Source organism: Nocardia sp. NPDC060255 (assembly GCF_042727395.1).
Classification (GTDB): Bacteria; Actinomycetota; Actinomycetes; order Mycobacteriales; family Mycobacteriaceae; genus Nocardia.
In genome coordinates, this window is the sequence record NZ_JBHXAU010000005.1 from 147,333 (window position 1) to 167,896 (window position 20,564).

Consider the following 20,564-nt stretch of genomic DNA (forward strand, 5'->3'; position numbering starts at 1 on the left):
CGTATCTCGACCAGTTCACTGACCTCGGTCTGCTGATTCGCCATTGAATCAGCAGACCGAGCGCCGGTCAGTTGGTCGGTGTGCGCGGTTCGGAGAATGCGATCGCCCTGTCGAGTTCGGGGCGGATCAGGGACCAGGAGGAGTTGCCGAAATCGGCGTGGTCGCCGTGGATTTGGGTGAGCCAGAGGTTGTTGGTGTGCTGGGCGAGCCCGGTGATCATGAGCGGGCCTTCCTCGTCGTCGGGTGATTGGAACACCTGCATGACCGGCACGGTGAGGTAGTCGCACAGCGGGGAACGGATCACTCGTTCCGGCGTATTCGCCCGATACATCTGCACACCGGAGACCGTGTCGGCGTTGGCCCACTCGACGGGCGGGTTGCCCTTGAGCTTCATGAATGCGGTGAGGAAGGGCTCGGCCAGACCGAGGCGCATGAAAGCCTCGGGCACTTCGGGCGTTTCGAAGCCCGCGAAATAGTAGATCCTGCCCAATTGGGCGGCGAGCGGCGGATATACCGAGGGGTCGTTGAAGTCTTCGGCCAATGCGTAGTGCACCAAATCCGCGCTGGACGCGCCGATCGAACTGAGGGATACGATGCGGCCGGGGTTGCGGTATTGGTATTCGGCGGCGATCCAGGCCCCAAAAGCGATGCCGTAGTTGTGAATCGGACGTCCTGGCGCGGTTTTATCGATCACCGCGCCGTATTCACCGGCCAGGTTTTCCAGCGTGTAGGCCGCAGTGTCGGTGGGATGTCCGGATTGGCCGGAGCCCCGATGGTCGTAGCGCACGACGTGATAGTCCGAGGCGAGCCTGCGTGCGGAGAGTTCCAGGATCTCCGAGCTACCCGGCCAGCCGCCGGTCATGACGATCGTCGGAGCCTGCTCGGCGCTCGGCCCGTATTCGAAAATGGAGATCGGGATCCCCTGGTATTCCGCGAAGCTGTGCCGCGGCTGCTCCGGCTCCGGATCTGCCGCGGCGAAGGCGATCGAGGAACCGATCAGCGCCCCGGTCACGACGATTGTCGCGCCGATATTCAGCCAGCGCCTGCCCGCGTGCTGTTTGCCTGCCGATGTGACCATCACATTCGCTCCTTCTCGATCCAGCTCGGATGAGGTTTCCGAGATGCAGTGCTCGTGAGGGCCTACTGCGAATGTGTTCACAGCATGGGGCCGACGCCGGTGCATCCGGCCAATGCGGCACTACTCGGTTCAATTTATGTACCAATAGGTACTTAATTACTGTCTACCGACCGCCGAGGGTTGTCAAGAGGTATATTTACTGGCCGGTACATAATGGAGGTCACATGGTCGAATGAGGTCGCCCACGGAAGTACGATCGCGATGCCGCGCTCGAGTGCGCGCGACCGCCCACCTTGCGAATTCGGTCATGGGCGCGTGGCGATAGCCGAGGGGCGTTGGCCCGCAAGGGACGTCACGTCAGATGCAGCGGACCGGCACCGGCACTACAGTGAGTGACGTGCGGATTCGGCGGTGGCGGCGGGTGTATCTGGCCGCGGAGTACGCGGCGCTGTTCTTCGGTGGCGCAACGGTTTACAACCGGTATCTGCGCGGCACCAGTCCGATCCCGGCGCTCGCAGCGGGGGCCGCTCTCGCGACGAGCTATCTGCGACGATCGCCCGACTTCGATCGGGCGGCATTGTGGCGGCCGCAGGCGTTTCCCGCGCAAACACGGTCGATGGCAACGATGGCGGGTTCGAGCGCGCTCGCCCTCACCGCGGCGGTCGCGCTGCTGCGGCGCAAGAACCTCTTCGATCTGCCGCGCAGCAATCCGGCCCTGTGGCTGGCGGTGATGGTGCTGTATCCGGCGCTGAGCGTATATCCGCAGGAGTTGATCTTCCGATCGTTCCTGTTCCACCGGTACGCGCCCGCCTTCGGCGACGGCACCGGGATCGTGGTCGCGAGCGCGGCCGCCTTCGCCTACGTGCACATCGTGTTCGGCAGTTGGATCTCGGTGCTGCTGAGCGGACTCGGTGGCGCGATCTTCGCGGTCCGGTATCAGCAGACGCAGTCGTTGTTCACCGCGTCCGTCGAGCATTCGGTCTACGGAATCCTGGTCTTCACCGTGGGTTTGGGCACGTACTTCTATCACGGCGCGGCCGAGGTACGACCGAAGAACAACTGAACACCGAATCGAGCGTGGCATCGATGACAAGCCCGAATCGGTAGCGCTTCAGTTCGCTAGGCGCCGATCGATTGCGCCAGGAACGGCCAGGACGTGCGCAGGTCGTCTTCCCAATAACCCCACGAGTGGGTACCGACCGGCCGATCATCGAACGTCACCGGGATGTTCAACTCGTGCAGCCGGTTCGTCAGATTGACCGTGCAGTAGTGGATAGCCGCCTCGATCGGCCCGCCGAAGGCGATCTGCACCGGCAGCGGAATCCGGCCCTCCTGCACCCGCCGGTCGAACGGAGTGTCGTGCGGAGCGGCCGCGAAGCCACTGCCCGCACTCAAATAGACGGCGGTTCCGCGCAACCGTTCCGCGTTGACCAGCGGATCATTCTCGCGCCACAGCGGACCATTGGCCGGGCCCCACATGTTCTCGACACTTTGCCCGCCGCCCCAATTCTCCACCGTGAGCCGGACGAACTCGTGCCCGACCGGGTCCGAGGTCTGCGCGCAACCGCTGTAGGACGCCACGCTGCTCCAGAACCCGGGCTTGGCGATCGCCAGGTTCAGCACCGAGGTGCCACTCATCGACACACCCGCCACCGCGCGATTTCCGTTCGCTCCCAAGAACTCCTCGATCACCGGCGGCAGCTCCTCGTTCAGGAACGTCTGCCACTTGTTGAAGCCGAGCACGGCGTCCGGGCGAATCCAGTCGGTGTAGTACGAATTGGCGCCACCGAACGGGGTCACCACGTTGATGTCTTTGCCGCTCAAGAAGCTCACGGCGTCGGTCTGCACGTCCCAGCCACTCTCATTCGGACCACCGCCGGAGCCGTTGAGCAGATACAGCGTCGGCCGCCCCCGGTCCGCGGCGCGAATCACCTGCACCGGGATCGCCCGGTTCATCGCGGGTGAGAAAACATTGACAACCTGCTGCCGGTCATTCACGTCCTGCACCGAAACCACGCCCGGTGCCGCGGCGGCGGTGCCTGCCGCGCCGACCAGTCCGGCCGCGGCCAGCGCACCGGCAAGCACCCAGTGCAGCGTTCTCCTTCGTGTCGATCGCCGTGTTCTCAAGTCGCAGCCCCTCTCGCTTGCTTACTGTCGGCCACGGTGGCCGATGACGCACCGGGACGTCGCTGTCCTGGCACGGCATGGCGATGACGGGCCGGGACGCCGATGGCCCGGAACGGCATTGCAAGGGGGATTCGCGTGGCCATCGTCGGCGGTTTGGTCCGCCGCCGATTGTTTTCGGCGGATCAGCGCGGCGGTTGGCTCATGTCCCGGTTCACCTGCGGGATCTCGATGCTGATCGGCAGCCGCAGTTCGGCAAGGTAGATCAGCGCCGCTTGACGGAGGAACTCGTCGAACAGCCAGTAGGCGTCCGGCGCCAGCGGAATCACGGGCAGTAGGCCCTCGCGGACCGCGATGAACGGCCCCCAGCTCACCCGGAGCAGCGGATCCCAGACCGGCTCCCTGGGGATGGCGAGTCCGTCGGCGATCTTGTCGCCGAGCAGGAATCGGGTGAACGCGCCGAGGACCGGCTTGCTGAGCACGGCGAGGTCGAGATTCACACCGAGCCGCAGCAGCCGGTCGGCCAGCGCGACGCCCTCGGGAGTCGGCTGCAGGATCGGGTCCAGCACCTGCGCGGCCTGGGCATCGGCCGCGGCCCACGAGTCGGGGATGTACTCGTCGCGGACGCCGAGCAGGTGCGCGCACACCTGCCACGAGTGCAGGAAGGCCGCGGACTCGTTGCCGGGGATGGGCACTTGCCACGCGGTCAGCTGCTTCATCACGGTCGTCGGCAGGCTGTGCCAGGTGACCATGATGTCGTTCTGGCTGATCGGAACGTCCTCCTCGGCGGAGTGCACCCAGTACGGCGACTGCGGCAGCAGGTGCCGTACCGCGGCGTGCACCAGCCGGGTCTTGACGCACGTCACGACCATTTCACCATCGGGCGCATAGGCATTCGCGGTGCCGATGTCGTAGCCGAGTTTCGCGGTCTTGGAGATGCGGTCCTTCAGATCCTGACCGCCCTTGGAGTAGTAGACCGCCCGCGCCTCCTTCGGAATGACCGTGCTCATCATGCCGCTGGCCAAGCCGTACAGCACGCCGAGATACAGGCCGCGCTTCTTGTTGAATTCGACTGCGGTGGTCAGTTTGCCCTGGTCGGTCCACTGCGGGAGTTGGCGGGCGTACTCCATGAAATCCCTTAGCTCCGTGGGTAATCCGGCAGGCAACGGCTGACCGTTTCTGGTCCAGGTGCGCAGGAGGTCGTTCACTCTCGGCACCTCGCCACGGTCGATCAGCGCGGCGACCACGAGGTCTGCCTCGGCATCCCATATCGTCATCGGATCGGCGCCGGATCCGCTGCCTGCCACCGAGCCGCTGGGTGACCAGCTCCATGGTTCTGCCCTCGCCGGCGATACCGCTGCCAGTGCGCCGAACGCGCCCAGGGCTCCGCCTGCCTTCAATGCGTTGCGTCTGCTGAATCCGTCCATGTCGCTACTCCTCGCTGAGTCCAGACGCCATCGTGGTGACGCAGGGACGGCGATTCGCGCCGGTTCGCGCCGATAGATGGAAGAATAGTCATTAACTTAGCAAGTTCAGCGAGGTAGCGGATCGACTTTGAGAAACTGACGCAGGATCTCTCTCATCAGGAGATCATCGAGTGCGCGCCGAGAGGTCAAAGATGCTATCGAGCCGGGTATTTCACAAGATTGCGAGTTGCGCCAAGACAGAGCCATGACGGACCGGCCGCCGCACCAGAGTGCACACCGCACGATCACACCTAGTCATGAGCATCGATAACCATGAGTTACATACCCGACGCGATCAGCACGCCCCTCAACGTGCTGATCGCGCGACCTTCGGATGTCAGGGCGTGGCGAGCTGGTCCCATTGCATCCGCGCGTCTTCGTTCGGGAAGCCATTGCGGATCGTGACGTAGGACGTGCCCGCCGCGACCGGAACACTCAGGCGGCGGGTGTCCAGCGCGGCCTTGTAGACCGTGCTGGCCTTGCCGTCCGGAAAGAAGACGTACTCGAGGGTGAAGTTCTGCCGGTAGTTCCCGCTATCGCAGTCAGCGAGGAAGGCCAAACCCCAACCGCCCGGCGCATTTTCGACGCACTGATGTTTGCCCCGCGAGGTGAGTTCGCGCGTACTGAACGCGATCGTGTCCGGTCCGGTCGTCGCGCGCAGCCACCACTGGCGGCGATCGTTGGCATTGCACGGGGCGAATCGGGCGGTGCCGCCGATTCCGTTGTGCGGGTCGTTCTCGGTGGTCATGCACTGGCCGGTACCTCGGTTGTACATGAGCCAGTACGCGAACTCAGCGTGCGCGGGACCGGCCGCGCCGACGGTGGTGGTGGCGACGGCCGCGGCGATCAAGGCCAGCGTGGCCGTCCGTGCCGCGGCGAAGGTGCTGATCAAGGATTTCATTGGTGCCCCCGGTATTTGGCCGATGGATGAATGCCATCGAAGTCTCTGCGGCGGCAGTCTCACGCGAGTTTCACCGCGCTCTCACACGGTGCACGCGGCATCGCGACGGCTCGACGTCGGCTGCCTGACAGGAGGCGCGCAACCGGTTCCGTAGCAACCCATCCCGATTCAACTGGACCGCCGGTCAATATTCACTTGCGACTGGATCGGCTCGCGAGCAAGGTGGGGTTATGACTGATTACGAACCCATTCGCCGTGTCGTCACCGGTCACGACAGCACAGGCAAAGCCATCGTGGTCGACGACGAACAGGTGCCCTCCGTGTCACCACCGGAATTCGGTGGGCGCTGGGCGATCTGGGCCGCAGACGCCCCCGTGGCCCTCCCGAACGACGGCACCGCTCCGAAGGTCGGCGACGCACAGTTCCCGCCGTCCACCGGCGTCAAGATCATCAAGATGGCACTACCGCCGAAATACAACCCAGATACGTTGTCGGACAAGCCCGAACTATTCGACCCGGAGCTCCTAGCTCAGCTCGGCTTCCTGGTCGACCCGAACCCGCCGGGCAGCTACGGCACCCGCCCCGGCATCACCGGCATGCACGCCAGCGCCACCGTCGACTGCGTACTCCAGCTGTCCGGCGAATCGGTATTTCTCTTGGAGGACAACGAGATCCACCTGAAACCAGGCGACTGGCTGGTGATCAACGGCGTCGTACACGCCTGGCGCAACGACCGCGACGATCCCGCAGTGCTCATGGGCGTGATGGTCGGCGCCGAGCACAGCGGCATCCCAACCCGCTGACGTCTCCCCCTCAGTCGAGACAGAACTCGTTGCCCTCGACGTCCTGCATCAACTGACACGACTCGTTGACACCATCGGCACGCAGCAATTCCCCTCGAACCGCGCCGAGGCCGACCAACCGCACACACTCGGCCTCGAGCGCCGCCAGCCGCTCTTCACCCACGAGCCCAGTGCCGACCCGCACATCGAGATGCACCCGATTCTTTACTGCCTTGCCTTCGGGAACGCGCTGAAAGTACAGCCGCGGCCCAACCCCCGAGGGATCGATGGCGCCCGAGCCCTGATACTCATACCCCAACACCTCGCACCAGAAATGAGCAACACGCTCTGGTTCTGCGCAGTCAAAAGTGACTTGGAACTGTTTAACTGATCCCATCGGTCAAACATAGCGGTCTACCAGGTGACCAGAAGTTGCCGCACACCACAGACACCGATACCGTCCGGCCGCATCCGAACCTCGTTCGCGGGCACCGCGAGGCGCAGGGTCGGAAACCGAGACATCAAGGCGGGCAGCGCGGTGCGCAGCTCGACCCGCGCCAGCTGCTGGCCGAGGCACTGGTGGATGCCGTGGCCGAACCCCAGGTGTCCCACCGCATTGCGTCGTAACTGGAGGCTGTCGGGACGGTCGAACACGGCCGGATCGCGATTGGCCGCCTGTAGTGAAAGCGCCACCGTCTCACCGGCTTTGATCACTTGTCCGGCCAGTTCGACATCCGCGAGGGCGGCGCGGGTCATGGTATGTACGACAGTCAGGTAGCGCAGCAGCTCCGCCACGGCACGGTCGGGTTCGGTGCGCAGCGCGGCCAGCTGTTCTGGGTGGCACAGCAGTGCAAAAGTGCTGAGTGCCAACGTATTCGCCGTGGTCTCGAATCCGCCGATCATCAACAGCGCGGCTACTCCGGCGAGTTCGACGTCCGCGAGATCGGTGGCGGTCAGATCGCTGAGCAGGTCGTCGGTCGGTTCGGTCCGTTTGGCGGCGATCAGGTCCCGCAGGTATTCCTGGGTCTCCTCGAAGGTGATGAGGCCTTGTTCGAAGTGTTCGTCCGGGAGGACGGCCAGATCGTTCAGCTTGCCGACCAAGTCGGCCACCAGGCGCTGGAAACGATCCCGATCGGCTGCCGGCACGCCGAGTAGTTCACAGATGATCAGCGCTGGTACCGGAAGGGCGAATGCGGTCACCAGATCCACTGGACCACCGGCATGTTCCATGGCGTCGAGACAATCGGCGCTGATCTGCGCGACCCGCCCGGTGAGCAGCCGCATGCGCCGGACAGTGAACTTGCCTGCCAACAGCTTTCGATAGCGAGTGTGCTCGGGGGCGTCCAGGTTGAGGAAAGCGCCCGGCGGCGCCGGGGGCAGTTGGCCAAGGTCCGCCAGCGCGGAGTGCATCAGCTCGGGTCGCACGCTGAAACGCGGATCGGCCAGGATCGTCCGCACCGTGGCGTGCCCGGTCGCCAGCCAGCCGTGGTGGCCATCCGGAAACACCATGCGGGTCAACGGATTCCGCTCACGAATGGGCGCCAGTTCGGTGGGTGGATCGAAGGGACAGCCCGCAGGCTGAGCGGTAGGCAACGAGACAACGGTGGTCAGCGGCTCGGTCATTGAATTCCTCACTGGCGCACAAGTTTCAGTATGCGCCGAACGCTAGGTTGCGTTCAGTGATTACTCAACGGAAGCCGTGCTGCAATTCTCGATTACCGCAGGTAAATTCGATTTCATCCGTGCAATGACCTTGCCGTCGAACGCAAATGTCGGGCACCCGACATGCAATGAGATGTCGCTGAACGCATCGAGAAGGAGAACCAATGCCAGGAGGCCGGCTCACGCTGCACGAGCGGGAATGTATTGCGGCCGGACTGGCCGACGGACTGGGCTACACCCAGATCGCAGGCCAGCTCGAACGGCCTGCCTCGACGATCAGCCGTGAGGTGACCCGCAACGGCGGACCCGGTCGTTATCGCGCGGACCGAGCGCACCGCGCCACCGCGGTGCGGGCCCGCCGCAGCAGGGCGGCCTCGGTGCAACAACCGGCCGCAGCGGGATTCGCGGCCGACAACGATGCGATACGCGATTTCGCGGCACACTTCACCGAGTTGTTCGTGTTCGACGGCATGCCCAGGATGCAAGCCCGGATCATGACGTGTCTGCACCTCGCGGATTCGGGCAGTCTCACCGCCGCCGAGTTGGTGCGGCAACTCGACGTGAGCCCGGCCTCGATCTCCACCGCCGTCGGCGCGCTGGAGCAGCGGGATCTCATTCGCCGGGAACGTGATTCGCGACGCCGCGACCTGTACTGCATCGATGACGACACGTGGTATCGCACCACGTTGAACCTCGCCCGTGCCGCCGGGGTACGGGTCGAGGCGGCCCGCCGCGGGGCCGAGCTCCTCGGTGTGACGACGCCTGCCGGCGTCCGGTTGGACGAGATAAGCCGATACCTCGACTATCTCGGCCGGGAGATGGTCTTGGTCGTCGAACGCTGGCACCGGGTGAGCGGATCGGGGCCGTAGCTGCGCGAAATCGTGCTGAGACGCCTGTGAAAGGTGCGGGGGCGACGCTCACCGGCATGAAGATTTCGAGACTTGCCGCCCTGGCCGGCACGATAATCGCCGCTGGGGCGATCGTTGGTAGTGGCGCTGCGAACGCTGTGCATCCGCCCACGACCATTACGCCGTATCTGTACAACCGGTTTGCCGACAAGTGTGTGACCGATCTCGGGAACGGTGGCGTCGAGTTGGGGGAATGTCAGTGGCAGTCGGACCTTTTCACCAGCATGATTCCCAGTCAGCGGTGGGGTGAGCTCAAGGTTCGGGATGATCCGCACGCGTTCCGTGTCGTCCGCATACATAATGGCCGGAATGGGTGTCTGACCAGTAGTTATCACGGTATCGGTGCGCGGGTCAGCGTGACACCGTGCTCCTCCAGCCCCAGGCAGGTCTGGGACGTCCAACCCGTGAGTGCGGGTGCACCATTCCAGAACGCGCTCATCTGCTCGGCCGACAACTACCTGGACAACCTTTGTGTGGGCACCGAAGACGGGCGCACCCTGATCATCAAACAGAGCACCACGTGGGGCGACCCGCGCAGGGGCAATTGGGATCTCGGCTGACCCAGGGGCTCGGTGTCGTTGCCCGGCAACAGGTAACGACACCGAGCACCGTTCAGAGACGAGCGGCCAGGCGGGTGCCCTGATCGATGGCGCGTTTGGCATCCAGCTCGGAGGCGAGTTCGGCGCCGCCGATGAGGTAGAGGTTCACGCCGGCGGCACGCAACTCGTCCTCCAGATCGCGGACGGATTCCTGGCCCGCGCAGATGATCACGTTGTCGACCGGGATCAGTTGCGGGCGTTGACGTTTCTCGCCGAAGCTGATGTGCAGGCCGTTGTCGTCGATGCGCTCGTAGTTCACGCCGCCGATGTGATCGACGCCCTTGGCCTTCAACGCGGCGCGGTGCACCCAGCCGGTGGTCTTGCCCAGGTCCTTGCCGAACGGGCTCGACTTGCGTTGCAGCAGCACGACTTCACGGGCAGCGGGCGACGGCTTCGGCTTGGTGAGCTGACCCCGCACCTGCTCGTCGTCGGCGGTGACGCCCCACTCCTCTTTCCACTCATCGAGCTTCAGCGTGGGATGCCCCTCGACGGTGAGGAATTCGCTCACGTCATAGCCGATACCACCCGCGCCGATCACCGCGACCCGCTTGCCGACCGGGCGCTCCTCGCGGACCAGTTCGGCATAGGACAGCACCATCGGGTGATCGATGCCGGGAATGTTCGGGATGCGCGGCTTCACGCCGGTGGCGAGCACCACCTCGTCGTACCGGGCGGCGATGAGTTCGGCGGCGGTCACCCGCTTGTTCAAATGCACCGTCACGCCGGTGATTTCGAGCTTACGACGGTAGTACCGGATCGACTCGTTGAACTCTTCCTTGCCCGGAATGCGACGGGCGATGTCGAACTGGCCGCCGATCTTGTCGTCGGCCTCGAACAGGTCGACGTGATGGCCGCGCTCGGCCAGGTTGACCGCCGCGGACAGCCCGGCCGGGCCCGCGCCGACGACCGCGACGCGCTTGGTGCGCCGGGTAGGCAGCAGCTTCAGCTCGGTCTCGTGTCCGGCGCGCGGGTTCAGCAGGCAGGACACCGTCTTGTGCACGAAGGCGTGGTCCAGGCAGGCCTGGTTGCAGGCGATGCAGGTGTTGATCTCGTCGACCCGGTCCTGCTTGGCCTTGTTGACCCACTCGGGGTCGGTGAGGAACGGGCGGGCCAGCGAAATCAGCTGCGCGTCACCGCGAGTCAGGATCTCCTCGGCGATCTCCGGCATGTTGATCCGGTTGGACGCGCAGACCGGAATGTTCACCTGCTCGGTGATTTTCGCGGTGAACTCGACGAAAGCCGCACGCGGCACCGAGGTCACGATGGTAGGCACCCGTGCCTCGTGCCAGCCGATGTCGGTGTTCAGGATGTTCGCGCCCGCGGCTTCGAGTTCCTTTGCCAGCGCGACGATCTCGTCGAACGTCTGGCCCTTCTCGACCAGCTCGGCCATGGAGAGCCGGAACACGATGATGAAGTCGGGGCCGACCGCGGCGCGGGTGCGGCGCACGATCTCCACCGCGATGCGGCGCCGGTTCTCCGGCGAGCCACCCCACTTGTCGGTGCGCTTGTTGGTGCGCGGCGCGAGGAACTGATTGATGAAATAGCCTTCACCACCCATGATCTCGCAGCCGTCATAACCGGCGAACTGGGCTAGCTTGGCGCAGCGCGCGTAATCGTCGATGGTCTGCTCGACCCCCTTGGCCGAGAGCTTGCGCGGCCGGAACGGGTTGATCGGCGCCTTGATCGATGACGCCGAAACACTGCCGGGCATATAGGAGTAGCGACCGGCGTGCAGGATCTGGATGGCGATCTTGCCGCCCTCCTTGTGCACCGCCTTGGTGATCGCCCGATGCCGGTAGGCCTCGGACTTGTTGGTCAGCTTGGCGCCGAACGGCAGCAGCCAGCCGGTGCGATTGGGTGCGTAACCGCCGGTGATGATGAGACCCACACCGCCACGGGCACGTTCGGCGAAGTAGGCGGCCAGCTTGTTGGTGTCCCACGCGCGGTCTTCCAGACCGGTGTGCATCGACCCCATCACCACGCGATTACGCAAGGTGGTGAAGCCGAGTTCAAGAGGCTCGAATAAATGAGGGTATGAACTCATCGGCGAGTCTCACCTTTCTCCGTTGGTCAATCCGCGCGCGGGGCTGTCGCGGGCGGATGCAGGGCGTGCAGAACTTCGTCGCACCATTCGACGAACCCCGCCTCCACGCGGACGCCCGCGCGCAGGACGAGGTACTGGTGCAGAGCCGTACCGGAAAGCTGATCCGGTGCCGGAAAGTCGCGTTTCTCGATGAGGCGATACACCTCGAGGCGCTGGGCGTGTTCGTCGCGATGGCGGGAGACCTCGGTGCGCAGCGCGCCGATATCGCCGTAGGCGGCGGCCCGGATCTTGACCGCGAGCTCGTTGCGCGGGGTACCGGTGTCGGACGGTTCGGCGATCCAGCGGGCCAGTTCGCCACGGCCCGCCGCGCTCACCGCGTACACCTTCTTGTCCGGCCTGCCCTCCTGGGTCACCGACTCGCTGTTCAGCCAGCCGGATTCCTCCATGCGCTTGAGCACGCGATAGATCTGCTGATGCGTCGCGCTCCAGAAGTACCCGATGGACTTGTCGAAGCGGCGGGCCAGCTCATACCCCGAGCCGGCCCGCTCGGTCAGCGAAACCAGCAACGCGTGCTCGAGGGCCATGCGGCAAGAGTAGCCGTGACACTCGGCACTATGCAACTGAGTGCATACCTCAGGTTTAGTGTCGGTCGTTGACCCCGTTGTGCGGGCGAAATCGCACTAGGCTGCGCGGCAATGAGTGAGCGAAGTGTGGTGCAGCGCGCATCGTCAAGCCGGGCGTCTGCGAGGAGCGGTCGTGAGTGAGCAGAGCGAGCGAACAGTGTTGCACTGTGCCTCGCGCATGGCGGAGCCGAGCGCTAGCAAGGTGGCGCCATGAGTGAGGTGGACGCGCGGGCGACGGTGGGGCAGGCCGCGGGGCGCGGGCACGTGGTGGCTTGGGGGTTCTGGGACTGGGGATCGTCGGCGTTCAACGCGGTGATCCTGACGTTCGTGTTCTCGGTGTATCTGACCGACAAGGTCGGTGACGATCTGCCCGGCGGGATTTCGCCGAGCGCGTGGTTGGGCTGGGCGCTCGGGATCGCGGGGCTGGTTGTCGCGGTGACGGCGCCGGTGAGCGGGCAGTGGTTCGACGCGTCCGCGAAACGTAAACGCTCCCTTGCCGTTTTGACCGGGCTCTGCATCGGGTCGATGACGCTGATGTTCTTCGTGCACGACGACTACCACTATCTGTGGCTCGGGCTGGTGCTGCTCGGGTTCGGCTCGGCGTTCTTCGAGCTGGCCGGCGTGCCCTACAACGCCATGCTGCGTCAGGTGTCGACACCCGCGACGGTCGGCCGGGTGTCCGGATTTGGCTGGGCGATGGGCTATTTCGGCGGCATCTTCCTGCTGTTGATCTGCTACTTCGGCTTCATCTCCGGCAGCGGTGACAGTCGCGGCGTGCTCGGCATCCCCACCGACGACGGGCTCAACATCCGGCTGGTCGCCATCGTGGCGGCGCTCTGGTTCGCCGCGTTCGCGCTGCCCGTGCTGTTCGCGGTGCCCGAATTGCCGCGCACCGACGCCGATCCCGGTGCCGCCAGCGCCGGGTTCTTCGGGTCCTATCGAGTATTGGTGCGCGACCTGCGCGAACTGTGGGCCGCCGACCGGCGCACCGCGGGCTTCCTGATCGCCAGCGCGATCTTCCGCGACGGACTCGCCGGCGTGTTCACTTTCGGTGCGGTGCTTGCGGTCCGGGTATACGACATCGCCGACTCCGACGTCCTCCTGTTCGGCATCGCCGCCAATGTCGTTGCCGCCCTGGGCGCGATCGTCGCGGGCCGATTCGACGACCGCGGCGGCCCGAAGATCGTCATCGTCGTCTCCCTCGCCTCGATGATCATCTGCGGCCTCGCCCTACTCGTAGTCTCCGGCCCCTTGATGTTCTGGATCTTCGGCCTCCTCCTCACCGTCTTCGTCGGCCCCGCCCAATCCTCGGCCCGTTCCTTCCTCACCCGCCTCGCCCCACCCGGCCGCGAGGGCCAACTCTTCGGCCTCTACACCACCACCGGCCGAGCCGTCTCCGTCCTCGCCCCCACCTTCTTCGGCCTCTTCGTCTGGTTCTTCGACAACGACCGAGCAGGCATCATCGGCCTAACCCTCGTCCTAGCCCTAGGCCTCCTCGCCCTACTCCCCGTCCACTCCCCCGATCCCACCGCGATCGCCACACCCCCCTCAACAGACGAGCACCCCGCCTAACCGCGCCAACGCCCAGCCGAGAGGGAACTGGTGCAAGTCAGCTCTCGGGCGATACCAGCACCAGTTCCCCCTCGACCACCACAAGGATTCGTGTGGGCGTGCCAACATCGATGCCGTGTGCGAATCCGCCGATCTGATGGCGTTGGAGCTGCCGTGGCAGCTATCCCTCGAGGAGGGGTGGGCGGCGTTCTGTGCGGGGAATTCGCCGGTGGGTGCGGCGGTCACAGATAGCGACGGCGCGGTGATAGCGCTGGGGCGCAGCAGGTTTCACGATCAGGCGGGGCCGGTGGGTCAGTTGGCAGGCACCGCGTTGGCGCATGCGGAAGTCAATGCTCTGGCCCAGATCGCACCGGGCGACCAGCGCGATTCGACGCTCTGGAGTTCGTTGCAACCGTGTCCGCTGTGTGCTGCGGCCGCGATGACCGCGCGGTGTGGTGAGGTGCGGTTTTTGGCGGCGGATCCGATGTGGGCAGGTGCCGAGCGGCTCCCTGAACTCAGCGCTGCCGTGAGCCTGCGTTGGCCCCGTTTCGACGGACCGCAGCCGGGGTGGCCAGCGTGCTGGCAGACGGCGTTGTCGGTGGCTTTTCAGACCGCTAGGGGACGCGGCGCTAGCGATGCCGTCACAGCGCGCGAGCAGATGGCACCACGCGCTGCGCGGCTCGGGCGTGCGCTCGGCGACGATGCCGACCGCCTCGCTTACCTGGTGAAGTTGACACTGCCCGCGGCCATCGGCGAACTGCTCGGCACGAGCCACCTCGACTAGGTAGTTGGGCCCCCTTGGCTGGTCCGCAGGTCGGGTGGTGGGGGTCGGCGGGGGCAGATCGCATAGGCTCCTGGCGTGAGCTTGCCCTCCCCTACTTCTGAGAATCGTGCGGTTGTTACCGGTGCCTCGTCTGGTATCGGTATGGCGCTGGCCGCTGAACTTGCTGCGCGCGGGTATTCGTTGATCCTGGTGGCGCGGCGGGGTGAGGTGCTCACCGAGTTGGCGCAGCGGTTGACGTTGGCGCATGGGATCGCGGCCGAGGTGCGGGCGGTGGACCTGGCCGATCGGGCGCAGCGTGGGGCGCTGGTGGAGGAGTTGTCGGCGCGCGATATCGCGATTTTGTGCAACAACGCGGGGATTGCCACGTTCGGGGCGGTCGCCGAGTTGGACCCGGGTTACGAGCGCTCCCAGATGGAGCTGAATGCTGTTGCGGTGCACGATCTTACGCTCGCGGTGCTGCCGGGGATGATCGCTCGCGGCGGTGGCGGCATCTTGATCAGCGGGTCGGCGGCGGGGAACATGCCGATTCCGAACAATGCCACGTACGCGGCCAGTAAGGCGTTCGCCAATACCTTCTCCGAGTCGCTGCGCGGTGAACTCAAGGGCTCCGGCGTCAATGTCACGCTGCTCGCGCCGGGCCCGGTGCGCACCGATGTGCCGGATCCGGCCGACGCGTCGATCGTGGACCGGCTGGTGCCCGACTTCATGTGGGTGTCCTCGGAGTACACCGCGAAGGTGTCCATCGACGCGCTGGCCCGCAACAAGATGCGGATCGTTCCGGGCCTGATCAGCAAGGGAATGAGCGTGGCGGGCCAGTACGGTCCGCGCGCGATGACCGCGCCGATCGCGGGCGCCTTCTACAAGAAGCTCGGCGGTTAGGGAGACCCCCGTCACGACCGGGTCAGGGATCCGTCAAGATCGGGCTTCCGGTCGTCAAGCACTCGTAAGCTGAACGTTTGCCCAAGAGGAAAGCGGCGTAGTCCTGACAGCGGCCCCGCATACGGAATAGCGGGGGCGCACACAGGAGACACCGTGACGCTGCTGGAAATCTTCCCGTCGCTGAAGTCGGGGATGCCCTCACGCCTCGACTCGGCCGTATGGCCGCGCGACACGCATTACGACGACGCGGGCCGGATCACGATCGGCGGGGTAGCACTGGCCGACATCGCAGATCAGTACGGCACTCCGACCTATGTCCTGGACGAGCGCGAGGTAAGGGAGCGCTGCCGGGCCTACCGCAAGGCTTTCCCCGAGGCCGAAATCATCTACGCGGGCAAGGCGTTGATGATCCGCGCGGTCGCCAACTGGGTCTCCCAGGAGGGACTGTCGGTGGACGTGTGCTCGTCCGGCGAGCTGGCCATCGCGCTCGCCGCCGGCGTCGCCCCGCGCCGAATCATCATGCACGGCAACGGAAAGTCGTTCGACGAACTGACCGCCGCGATCAAGGCCGGGGTCGGCCGGATCGTGGTCGACTCGCTGGCCGAGATCACGCTGCTCTCCGCGTTGGTCACCGACTCGCAGAATGTGCTGCTGCGCCTGTCCCCCGGCATCGACGTGCACGGGCACCCCGCGGTACGCACCGGCGTCACCGATCAGAAGTTCGGTTTCCCGATCGGCGGCGACACCGCCGCGGAGGCGGTCGCGCGGATCATGCGGCAGCCGAAGCTGAACCTGATCGGCTTCCACTGCCACCTCGGCTCGCAGATCAGCGACCCGGACTACTACGGCGAGGCCGTGCGCCGGGTGATCGCCGAGATGGCGCGGGTCCGCGAAGACCACGGACACCTGCTCACCGAGCTCGACCTCGGCGGCGGCCACGCGGTCGCCTACCGCACCGGCGACGCCGAGATGAACCTCGGCGAACTCGCCGCCATCATCGAGGACGCCCTCGACGCGGCCTGCGCGCGCCAGCACTTCCCGCGCCCGAATATCTCGCTGGAGCCCGGACGCGCCATCGTCGCGCACGCCGGCGTGACGCTGTACCGGGTGCTGTCGGTCAAGCACATCGAGGGCGGCCATACCTATGTCACCGTCGACGGCGGCATGAGCGACAACCCGCGCGTCGCGCTGTACGGCGCCCGCTACAGCGTCGTCGTGGCCAACCGGCACCCGACCTGCACGAGCATGACCGCGACGGTGGCGGGCCGCTTCTGCGAGTCCGGCGACATCCTGGCCACCGACGTGCAGCTGCCGGTCGACCTGCGGCCCGGCGAGGTGCTCGCGATGCCGTGCACCGGCGCCTACCACCACAGCCTGGCCTCGTCTTACAACAGCGTCGGCCGCCCGCCGATCGTCGCGGTGTACCACGGGCAGTGCCGGGAGCTGGTGCGCCGGGAGACCGTCGCGGACCTGATGTGCCGCGACATCGGCTGCTGAGCTGACCGACCCACCCCGGACCGCGCGGCTTTCCCGCCGCGCGGCCGGCGTGTCAGCGATCCGTCAAGATCAGCTCGGGGGTGGTCAATGTTGCGCTAAGCGCCCTTCCCGCGCCCGGTTCCGGGGCGTAGTTCTTGGTAGGCCCCGCAGATGGAGAAAGCGGGGAGCGGATCAGGAGAGCACCGTGACGCTTGTGGACTTCTTCGCGCCAACGCGGTCGGGCACGGCCGCGCACCTGGATTCCGCGGTATGGCCCTCCGATGCGCGCTATGACGCCGAGGGCCGGATCGTCGTCGGTGGCGTCGCGCTGAGCGACATCGCCGAAACCTACGGCACCGCCGCGCGGGTGCTCGACGAGCGGGAGGTGCGACAGCGCTGCCGCGCGTATCGCAAGACCTTCCCCGAGGCCGAGATCGCCTACGCCGCAACGGCGTTGCTGATCGGCGCGGTCGCCGACTGGATCACCGGCGAGGGGCTCTCGGTGGTCGTGTGCTCGCCCGGCGAGCTGATCGCCGCGTTCGACGCGGGCGTCGATCCGAGGCGAATCATCCTGCACGCCAACGGCGTATCCCGGGAGACGCTGGCGATCGCGGTCGCCCGGCGGGTCGGCCGGATCGTGGTCGGCTCGCTGGCCGAGCTCGACCTGCTCGCCGCCGTCGCCGACCGGCCGCAGCGGGTGCTCTTGCGCGTTTCGCCCGGTATCGAACGGGACTCGGCGCAGGACACTGCGGCGGGCTTCCCGCTCGGCGACGCCACCGCCGCGGCCGTGGCGCGGGTGCTCGGCACGCCGATGCTCGATCTGATCGGCTTGCACTGCCACCTCGGCTCGCAGATCTACAACCCGGATCACTACGGCGAGGCGATCCGGCGGATGGTCGCCGAGATGGCGCTGGTCCGGCACGATCACGACCGCATCCTGACCGATCTCGACCTCGGCGGCGGGCACGCGATCGCCTACCGCAACGGCGACGCCGAAATGAATCTCACCGAGCTGTCCGCCATCATCGAGGACGCCCTCGACGCGGCGTGCGCGCGGCAGCACTTCCCGCGACCGAACGTCGCGCTCGAGCCGGGGCGCGGGATCGTGGCAAGGGCCGGGGTCACCCTGTATCGGGTGCTGTCGGTCAAGTACAGCGACGGCGGGCACGTCTCCGTCGTCATCGACAGCGAGACCCGCACCAGGACAGGCGATTTCGCGGGCATGGTGGTGGCGAACCGGCGGGCCAGCGGTCCACTGGTGACCGCGACGGTCGCGGGGCGCGCGGGCGATGTCATCCTCGCCACCGACGCCCGGCTCCCCGCCGACCTGCGGATGGGCGAGCTGCTCGCCGTGCCGTGCACCGGCGCCTACCAGCACGGGTCCCCGCGCACCCGCGTCATCGCGGTCCGCGAGGGCCACTACGCGCAACTCGTGCGCCGCGAGCCGGACCTGCTCGACCGCGACGCGAGCTGACGACCGCCGCACGCCTTCTGATTTCCCGCACCTGGAATTGCATGCGATTCCAGGTGCGGGAAATCGAGAAACGTGCGGCTGTCAGCGCTTTCGCGTGCCGAAGATGCTGCGGCTGATCTCGCGGCCTGCGGCGGTCGCCGCGGAGCGCAGGAAGCTCTTGACGGCAGGGTTCTTCATGATGCGCTCGGCGGTGGAGTCCTCCTCCTTCGGCGAACGCCCTGGAGCCGGGGCGGACTGCGGGCTCTGGTCTGCCGCAGCGACTTTCGCGGCCAGGATCTCGTAGGCCGATTCGCGATCGATGGTCTGGCCGTACTTGCTGTGCAGTGAACTGGACAGTGCGCGCGACTTGATCGCGTCGTCGCCGATGGTGTCCATCAGTGAGCGAGGCGGCTGAATCCTGGTCCACGCCACCGGAGTCGGCGCACCCTTCTCCGAAAGTACCGTCACGACAGCCTCACCGGTGCCGAGCGAGGTGAGTGCCTTCTCCAGGTCATAGGTGCTGGTCTTGGGATACGTGCGCACCGTCTTGGACAGCGCCTTCTGATCGTCCGGGGTGAAGGCGCGCAGCGCGTGCTGGATGCGCGCACCCAGTTGGGACAGCACCTGATTCGGTATATCGGTGGGCAGCTGGGTGCAGAAGAACACACCGACCCCCTTGGAGCGGATCAGTTTGACGGTCTGCTCCACCTGATCCAGGAACGCCTTCGACGCGTCCGCGAACAGCAGGTGCGCCTCGTCGAAGATGAAGACCAGCTTGGGCTTATCCACATCACCGACCTCGGGCAGCGTCTGGAACAGGTCGGCGAGCACCCACATCAGGAAGGTGGAGAACATCACCGGCCGGGCCGCCTGCGCGCCGAGCTCGAACAGCGTGATGACGCCCTGCCCGCCCGCGACACGCACCAGATCGCTCGGATCCAGTTCTGGCTCACCGAAGAACGTGTCGCCGCCGTCGGCCTCCAGGTTCACCAGCGACCGCAGGATGACGCCCGCGGTGGCCGCGGAGACGCCGCCGATGCCCTTCAGGTCCTCCTTACCCTCGGCGCTGGTGAGGTGCGTGATCACCGCGCGCAGGTCCTTGAGGTCGAGCAGCGCGAGACCGTTCTTGTCCGCCCAGTGGAAGATCAGGCCGAGCGTGGATTCCTGAGTCTCGTTGAGCCCCAGCACCTTACTGAGCAGCACCGGGCCGAACGAGGTGATGGTGGCGCGGATCGGGACGCCGATGCCGTTGGTGCCGAGCGAGACGAATTCGGTCGGGAAGCCGGTTGGCTTCCAGTTCTCCGCGCCGGTCTCGGCGGCCCGCGCACTCAGCTTGTCGTTCTCGGCGCCCGGCTGCGACAGACCGGACAGGTCGCCCTTGATGTCGGCGAGCACCACGGGAACGCCTGCGGCCGAAAGCTGTTCGGCGATGCCCTGCAGCGTCTTCGTCTTACCGGTGCCGGTCGCGCCGGCCACCAGGCCGTGCCGGTTCATGGTGCGCATCGGAATGCGCACGCGCGCAGCGGGATCCACCTCGCCGTCGACCACCACGGTGCCCAGTTCCAGCGCCACCCCGTCGAACGCGTACCCGGCAGCGATCTCCTGCGCGGCAGCCGATCCCCCGCTCGGCTTATCCGCCGCGTCGGCGTCGGCCTTCTTCTGGTCGGCCTTGCTCGCGGCTTCGGCGGCGGCAGCGGCGGTCTGGTCGGCCTTGGCCGCCGCGCTCTCGGCCTTCGCTTTCGCCTTGGCCCCGCTCTCGCCCTCTTGCTCGGCGAGCTCACGTTCCGCAGCCTCAGCGGCCGCCGCCGCCTCGGCCGCGACCTTCGCCGCCTCCTCCGCAGCCTTACGCGCCGCGGCCGCTTTCTCCTGGGGGCTTGTCATCGCACGTCCTCCGTCTGGGTCTGACTCGAACTGCTAACGCAGTGTTTGCTGTCGTACCGAAAACGCCTGTGCCGATCTGCAGAAACTGTATCCCCGCGCGCCCCGCGCGTGGGCTTGCCTCCCCTGCCGGATGATCGACTCCCGCCGACGAATGGTGCACTTACGGTCAGCGACCTGCCCGCTTACGCAATCAGACGCTGCACAACCCCCGGTTTCGAGCGAAGCGAGACAGAGCATTGCCCGTTCGCGGCCCGTCTCGCGTCCGAGTGGCCGCAGCGCATGCGACGAAGTCGCTAGTCGCGGCCGCTCGGACGCGATAACGCCGGGGGCCGCGAAAACCCAGCACCCCAGGT

The 20,564-nt window shown here is 66.2% G+C and carries 18 protein-coding genes; 9 read left to right on the plus strand and 9 right to left on the minus strand.

The features are described 5' to 3' along the window. Positions 1-67 precede the first annotated feature (67 nt). Positions 68-1,078, minus strand: coding sequence for an alpha/beta fold hydrolase (locus tag ACFWF1_RS12495; protein ID WP_379285102.1), 1,011 nt, complete (start codon positions 1,076-1,078; stop codon positions 68-70). 397 nt (positions 1,079-1,475) lie between these two features. Here ACFWF1_RS12495 and ACFWF1_RS12500 point away from each other — a divergent pair, with 397 nt between their 5' ends. Then, on the plus strand, positions 1,476-2,141 hold the full coding sequence (locus ACFWF1_RS12500) for a CPBP family intramembrane glutamic endopeptidase (RefSeq protein ID WP_379285101.1): 666 nt from the start codon (positions 1,476-1,478) through the stop codon (positions 2,139-2,141). 56 nt (positions 2,142-2,197) lie between these two features. On the opposite strand, the gene ACFWF1_RS12505 is transcribed toward ACFWF1_RS12500, so the two are convergent. The 3 genes from ACFWF1_RS12505 to ACFWF1_RS12515 all read right to left on the minus strand — a co-directional run bounded on the left by ACFWF1_RS12505 (position 2,198) and on the right by ACFWF1_RS12515 (position 5,569). Then, on the minus strand, positions 2,198-3,172 hold the full coding sequence (locus ACFWF1_RS12505; RefSeq protein ID WP_379285201.1) for an alpha/beta hydrolase: 975 nt from the start codon (positions 3,170-3,172) through the stop codon (positions 2,198-2,200). A gap of 215 nt (positions 3,173-3,387) precedes the next feature. Then, entirely contained in the window at positions 3,388-4,629 is a 1,242-nt protein-coding gene (locus ACFWF1_RS12510) for an oxygenase MpaB family protein (protein WP_379285100.1), read from the minus strand. Positions 4,630-5,005: 376 nt separating this feature from the next. Further along, complete coding sequence (locus ACFWF1_RS12515; RefSeq protein ID WP_379285099.1) at positions 5,006-5,569, minus strand: hypothetical protein; 564 nt, start codon at positions 5,567-5,569, stop codon at positions 5,006-5,008. 230 nt (positions 5,570-5,799) lie between these two features. On the opposite strand from ACFWF1_RS12515, the gene ACFWF1_RS12520 reads away from it, so the two are divergent. Continuing rightward, positions 5,800-6,372, plus strand: a complete 573-nt coding sequence (locus ACFWF1_RS12520) for a hypothetical protein (protein WP_379285098.1) — start codon at positions 5,800-5,802, stop codon at positions 6,370-6,372. A gap of 10 nt (positions 6,373-6,382) precedes the next feature. Here ACFWF1_RS12520 and ACFWF1_RS12525 read toward each other — a convergent pair whose 3' ends face one another. Beyond that, the gene (locus tag ACFWF1_RS12525) at positions 6,383-6,748 is read right to left on the minus strand and encodes a VOC family protein (RefSeq protein WP_379285097.1); all 366 of its coding nucleotides are present in this window, start codon (positions 6,746-6,748) and stop codon (positions 6,383-6,385) included. A 17-nt stretch (positions 6,749-6,765) separates the two neighbouring features. Beyond that, positions 6,766-7,974 carry a cytochrome P450 gene (locus ACFWF1_RS12530; protein WP_379285096.1) on the minus strand — a complete coding sequence of 403 codons (1,209 nt, stop codon included), beginning with the start codon at positions 7,972-7,974 and terminating at the stop codon, positions 6,766-6,768. A gap of 203 nt (positions 7,975-8,177) precedes the next feature. Between ACFWF1_RS12530 and ACFWF1_RS12535 the strand changes: the two genes are divergently transcribed. Both ACFWF1_RS12535 and ACFWF1_RS12540 read left to right on the plus strand, forming a co-directional pair. Beyond that, complete coding sequence (locus tag ACFWF1_RS12535) at positions 8,178-8,882, plus strand: helix-turn-helix domain-containing protein (protein WP_379285095.1); 705 nt, start codon at positions 8,178-8,180, stop codon at positions 8,880-8,882. A 56-nt stretch (positions 8,883-8,938) separates the two neighbouring features. Beyond that, on the plus strand, positions 8,939-9,481 hold the full coding sequence (locus ACFWF1_RS12540) for a hypothetical protein (protein ID WP_379285094.1): 543 nt from the start codon (positions 8,939-8,941) through the stop codon (positions 9,479-9,481). Between the two features lie 52 nt (positions 9,482-9,533). Here ACFWF1_RS12540 and ACFWF1_RS12545 read toward each other — a convergent pair whose 3' ends face one another. Together ACFWF1_RS12545 and ACFWF1_RS12550 are read right to left on the minus strand one after the other, a co-directional pair. Beyond that, positions 9,534-11,564, minus strand: a complete 2,031-nt coding sequence (locus tag ACFWF1_RS12545) for an FAD-dependent oxidoreductase (protein WP_379285093.1) — start codon at positions 11,562-11,564, stop codon at positions 9,534-9,536. Positions 11,565-11,590: 26 nt separating this feature from the next. Beyond that, positions 11,591-12,148: a PadR family transcriptional regulator gene (locus ACFWF1_RS12550; protein ID WP_379285092.1), complete on the minus strand. Its 558-nt coding sequence runs from the start codon at positions 12,146-12,148 to the stop codon at positions 11,591-11,593. Positions 12,149-12,397: 249 nt separating this feature from the next. Here ACFWF1_RS12550 and ACFWF1_RS12555 point away from each other — a divergent pair, with 249 nt between their 5' ends. The 5 genes from ACFWF1_RS12555 to ACFWF1_RS12575 all read left to right on the plus strand — a co-directional run bounded on the left by ACFWF1_RS12555 (position 12,398) and on the right by ACFWF1_RS12575 (position 18,351). Beyond that, positions 12,398-13,759 carry an MFS transporter gene (locus ACFWF1_RS12555; protein WP_379285091.1) on the plus strand — a complete coding sequence of 454 codons (1,362 nt, stop codon included), beginning with the start codon at positions 12,398-12,400 and terminating at the stop codon, positions 13,757-13,759. Positions 13,760-13,874: 115 nt separating this feature from the next. Beyond that, entirely contained in the window at positions 13,875-14,522 is a 648-nt protein-coding gene (locus tag ACFWF1_RS12560; RefSeq protein WP_379285090.1) for a nucleoside deaminase, read from the plus strand. Between the two features lie 75 nt (positions 14,523-14,597). Next, complete coding sequence (gene cmrA / locus ACFWF1_RS12565; RefSeq protein WP_379285089.1) at positions 14,598-15,401, plus strand: mycolate reductase; 804 nt, start codon at positions 14,598-14,600, stop codon at positions 15,399-15,401. A gap of 153 nt (positions 15,402-15,554) precedes the next feature. Beyond that, positions 15,555-16,898, plus strand: coding sequence for a diaminopimelate decarboxylase (gene lysA / locus ACFWF1_RS12570; protein WP_379285088.1), 1,344 nt, complete (start codon positions 15,555-15,557; stop codon positions 16,896-16,898). A 184-nt stretch (positions 16,899-17,082) separates the two neighbouring features. Then, positions 17,083-18,351: a diaminopimelate decarboxylase family protein gene (locus ACFWF1_RS12575; protein WP_379285087.1), complete on the plus strand. Its 1,269-nt coding sequence runs from the start codon at positions 17,083-17,085 to the stop codon at positions 18,349-18,351. An 81-nt stretch (positions 18,352-18,432) separates the two neighbouring features. On the opposite strand, the gene ACFWF1_RS12580 is transcribed toward ACFWF1_RS12575, so the two are convergent. Beyond that, positions 18,433-20,211 (minus strand): helicase HerA-like domain-containing protein, encoded by a 1,779-nt coding sequence (locus ACFWF1_RS12580; RefSeq protein WP_379285086.1) that lies wholly within the window; start codon positions 20,209-20,211, stop codon positions 18,433-18,435. Between the last annotated feature and the right edge of the window lie 353 nt (positions 20,212-20,564).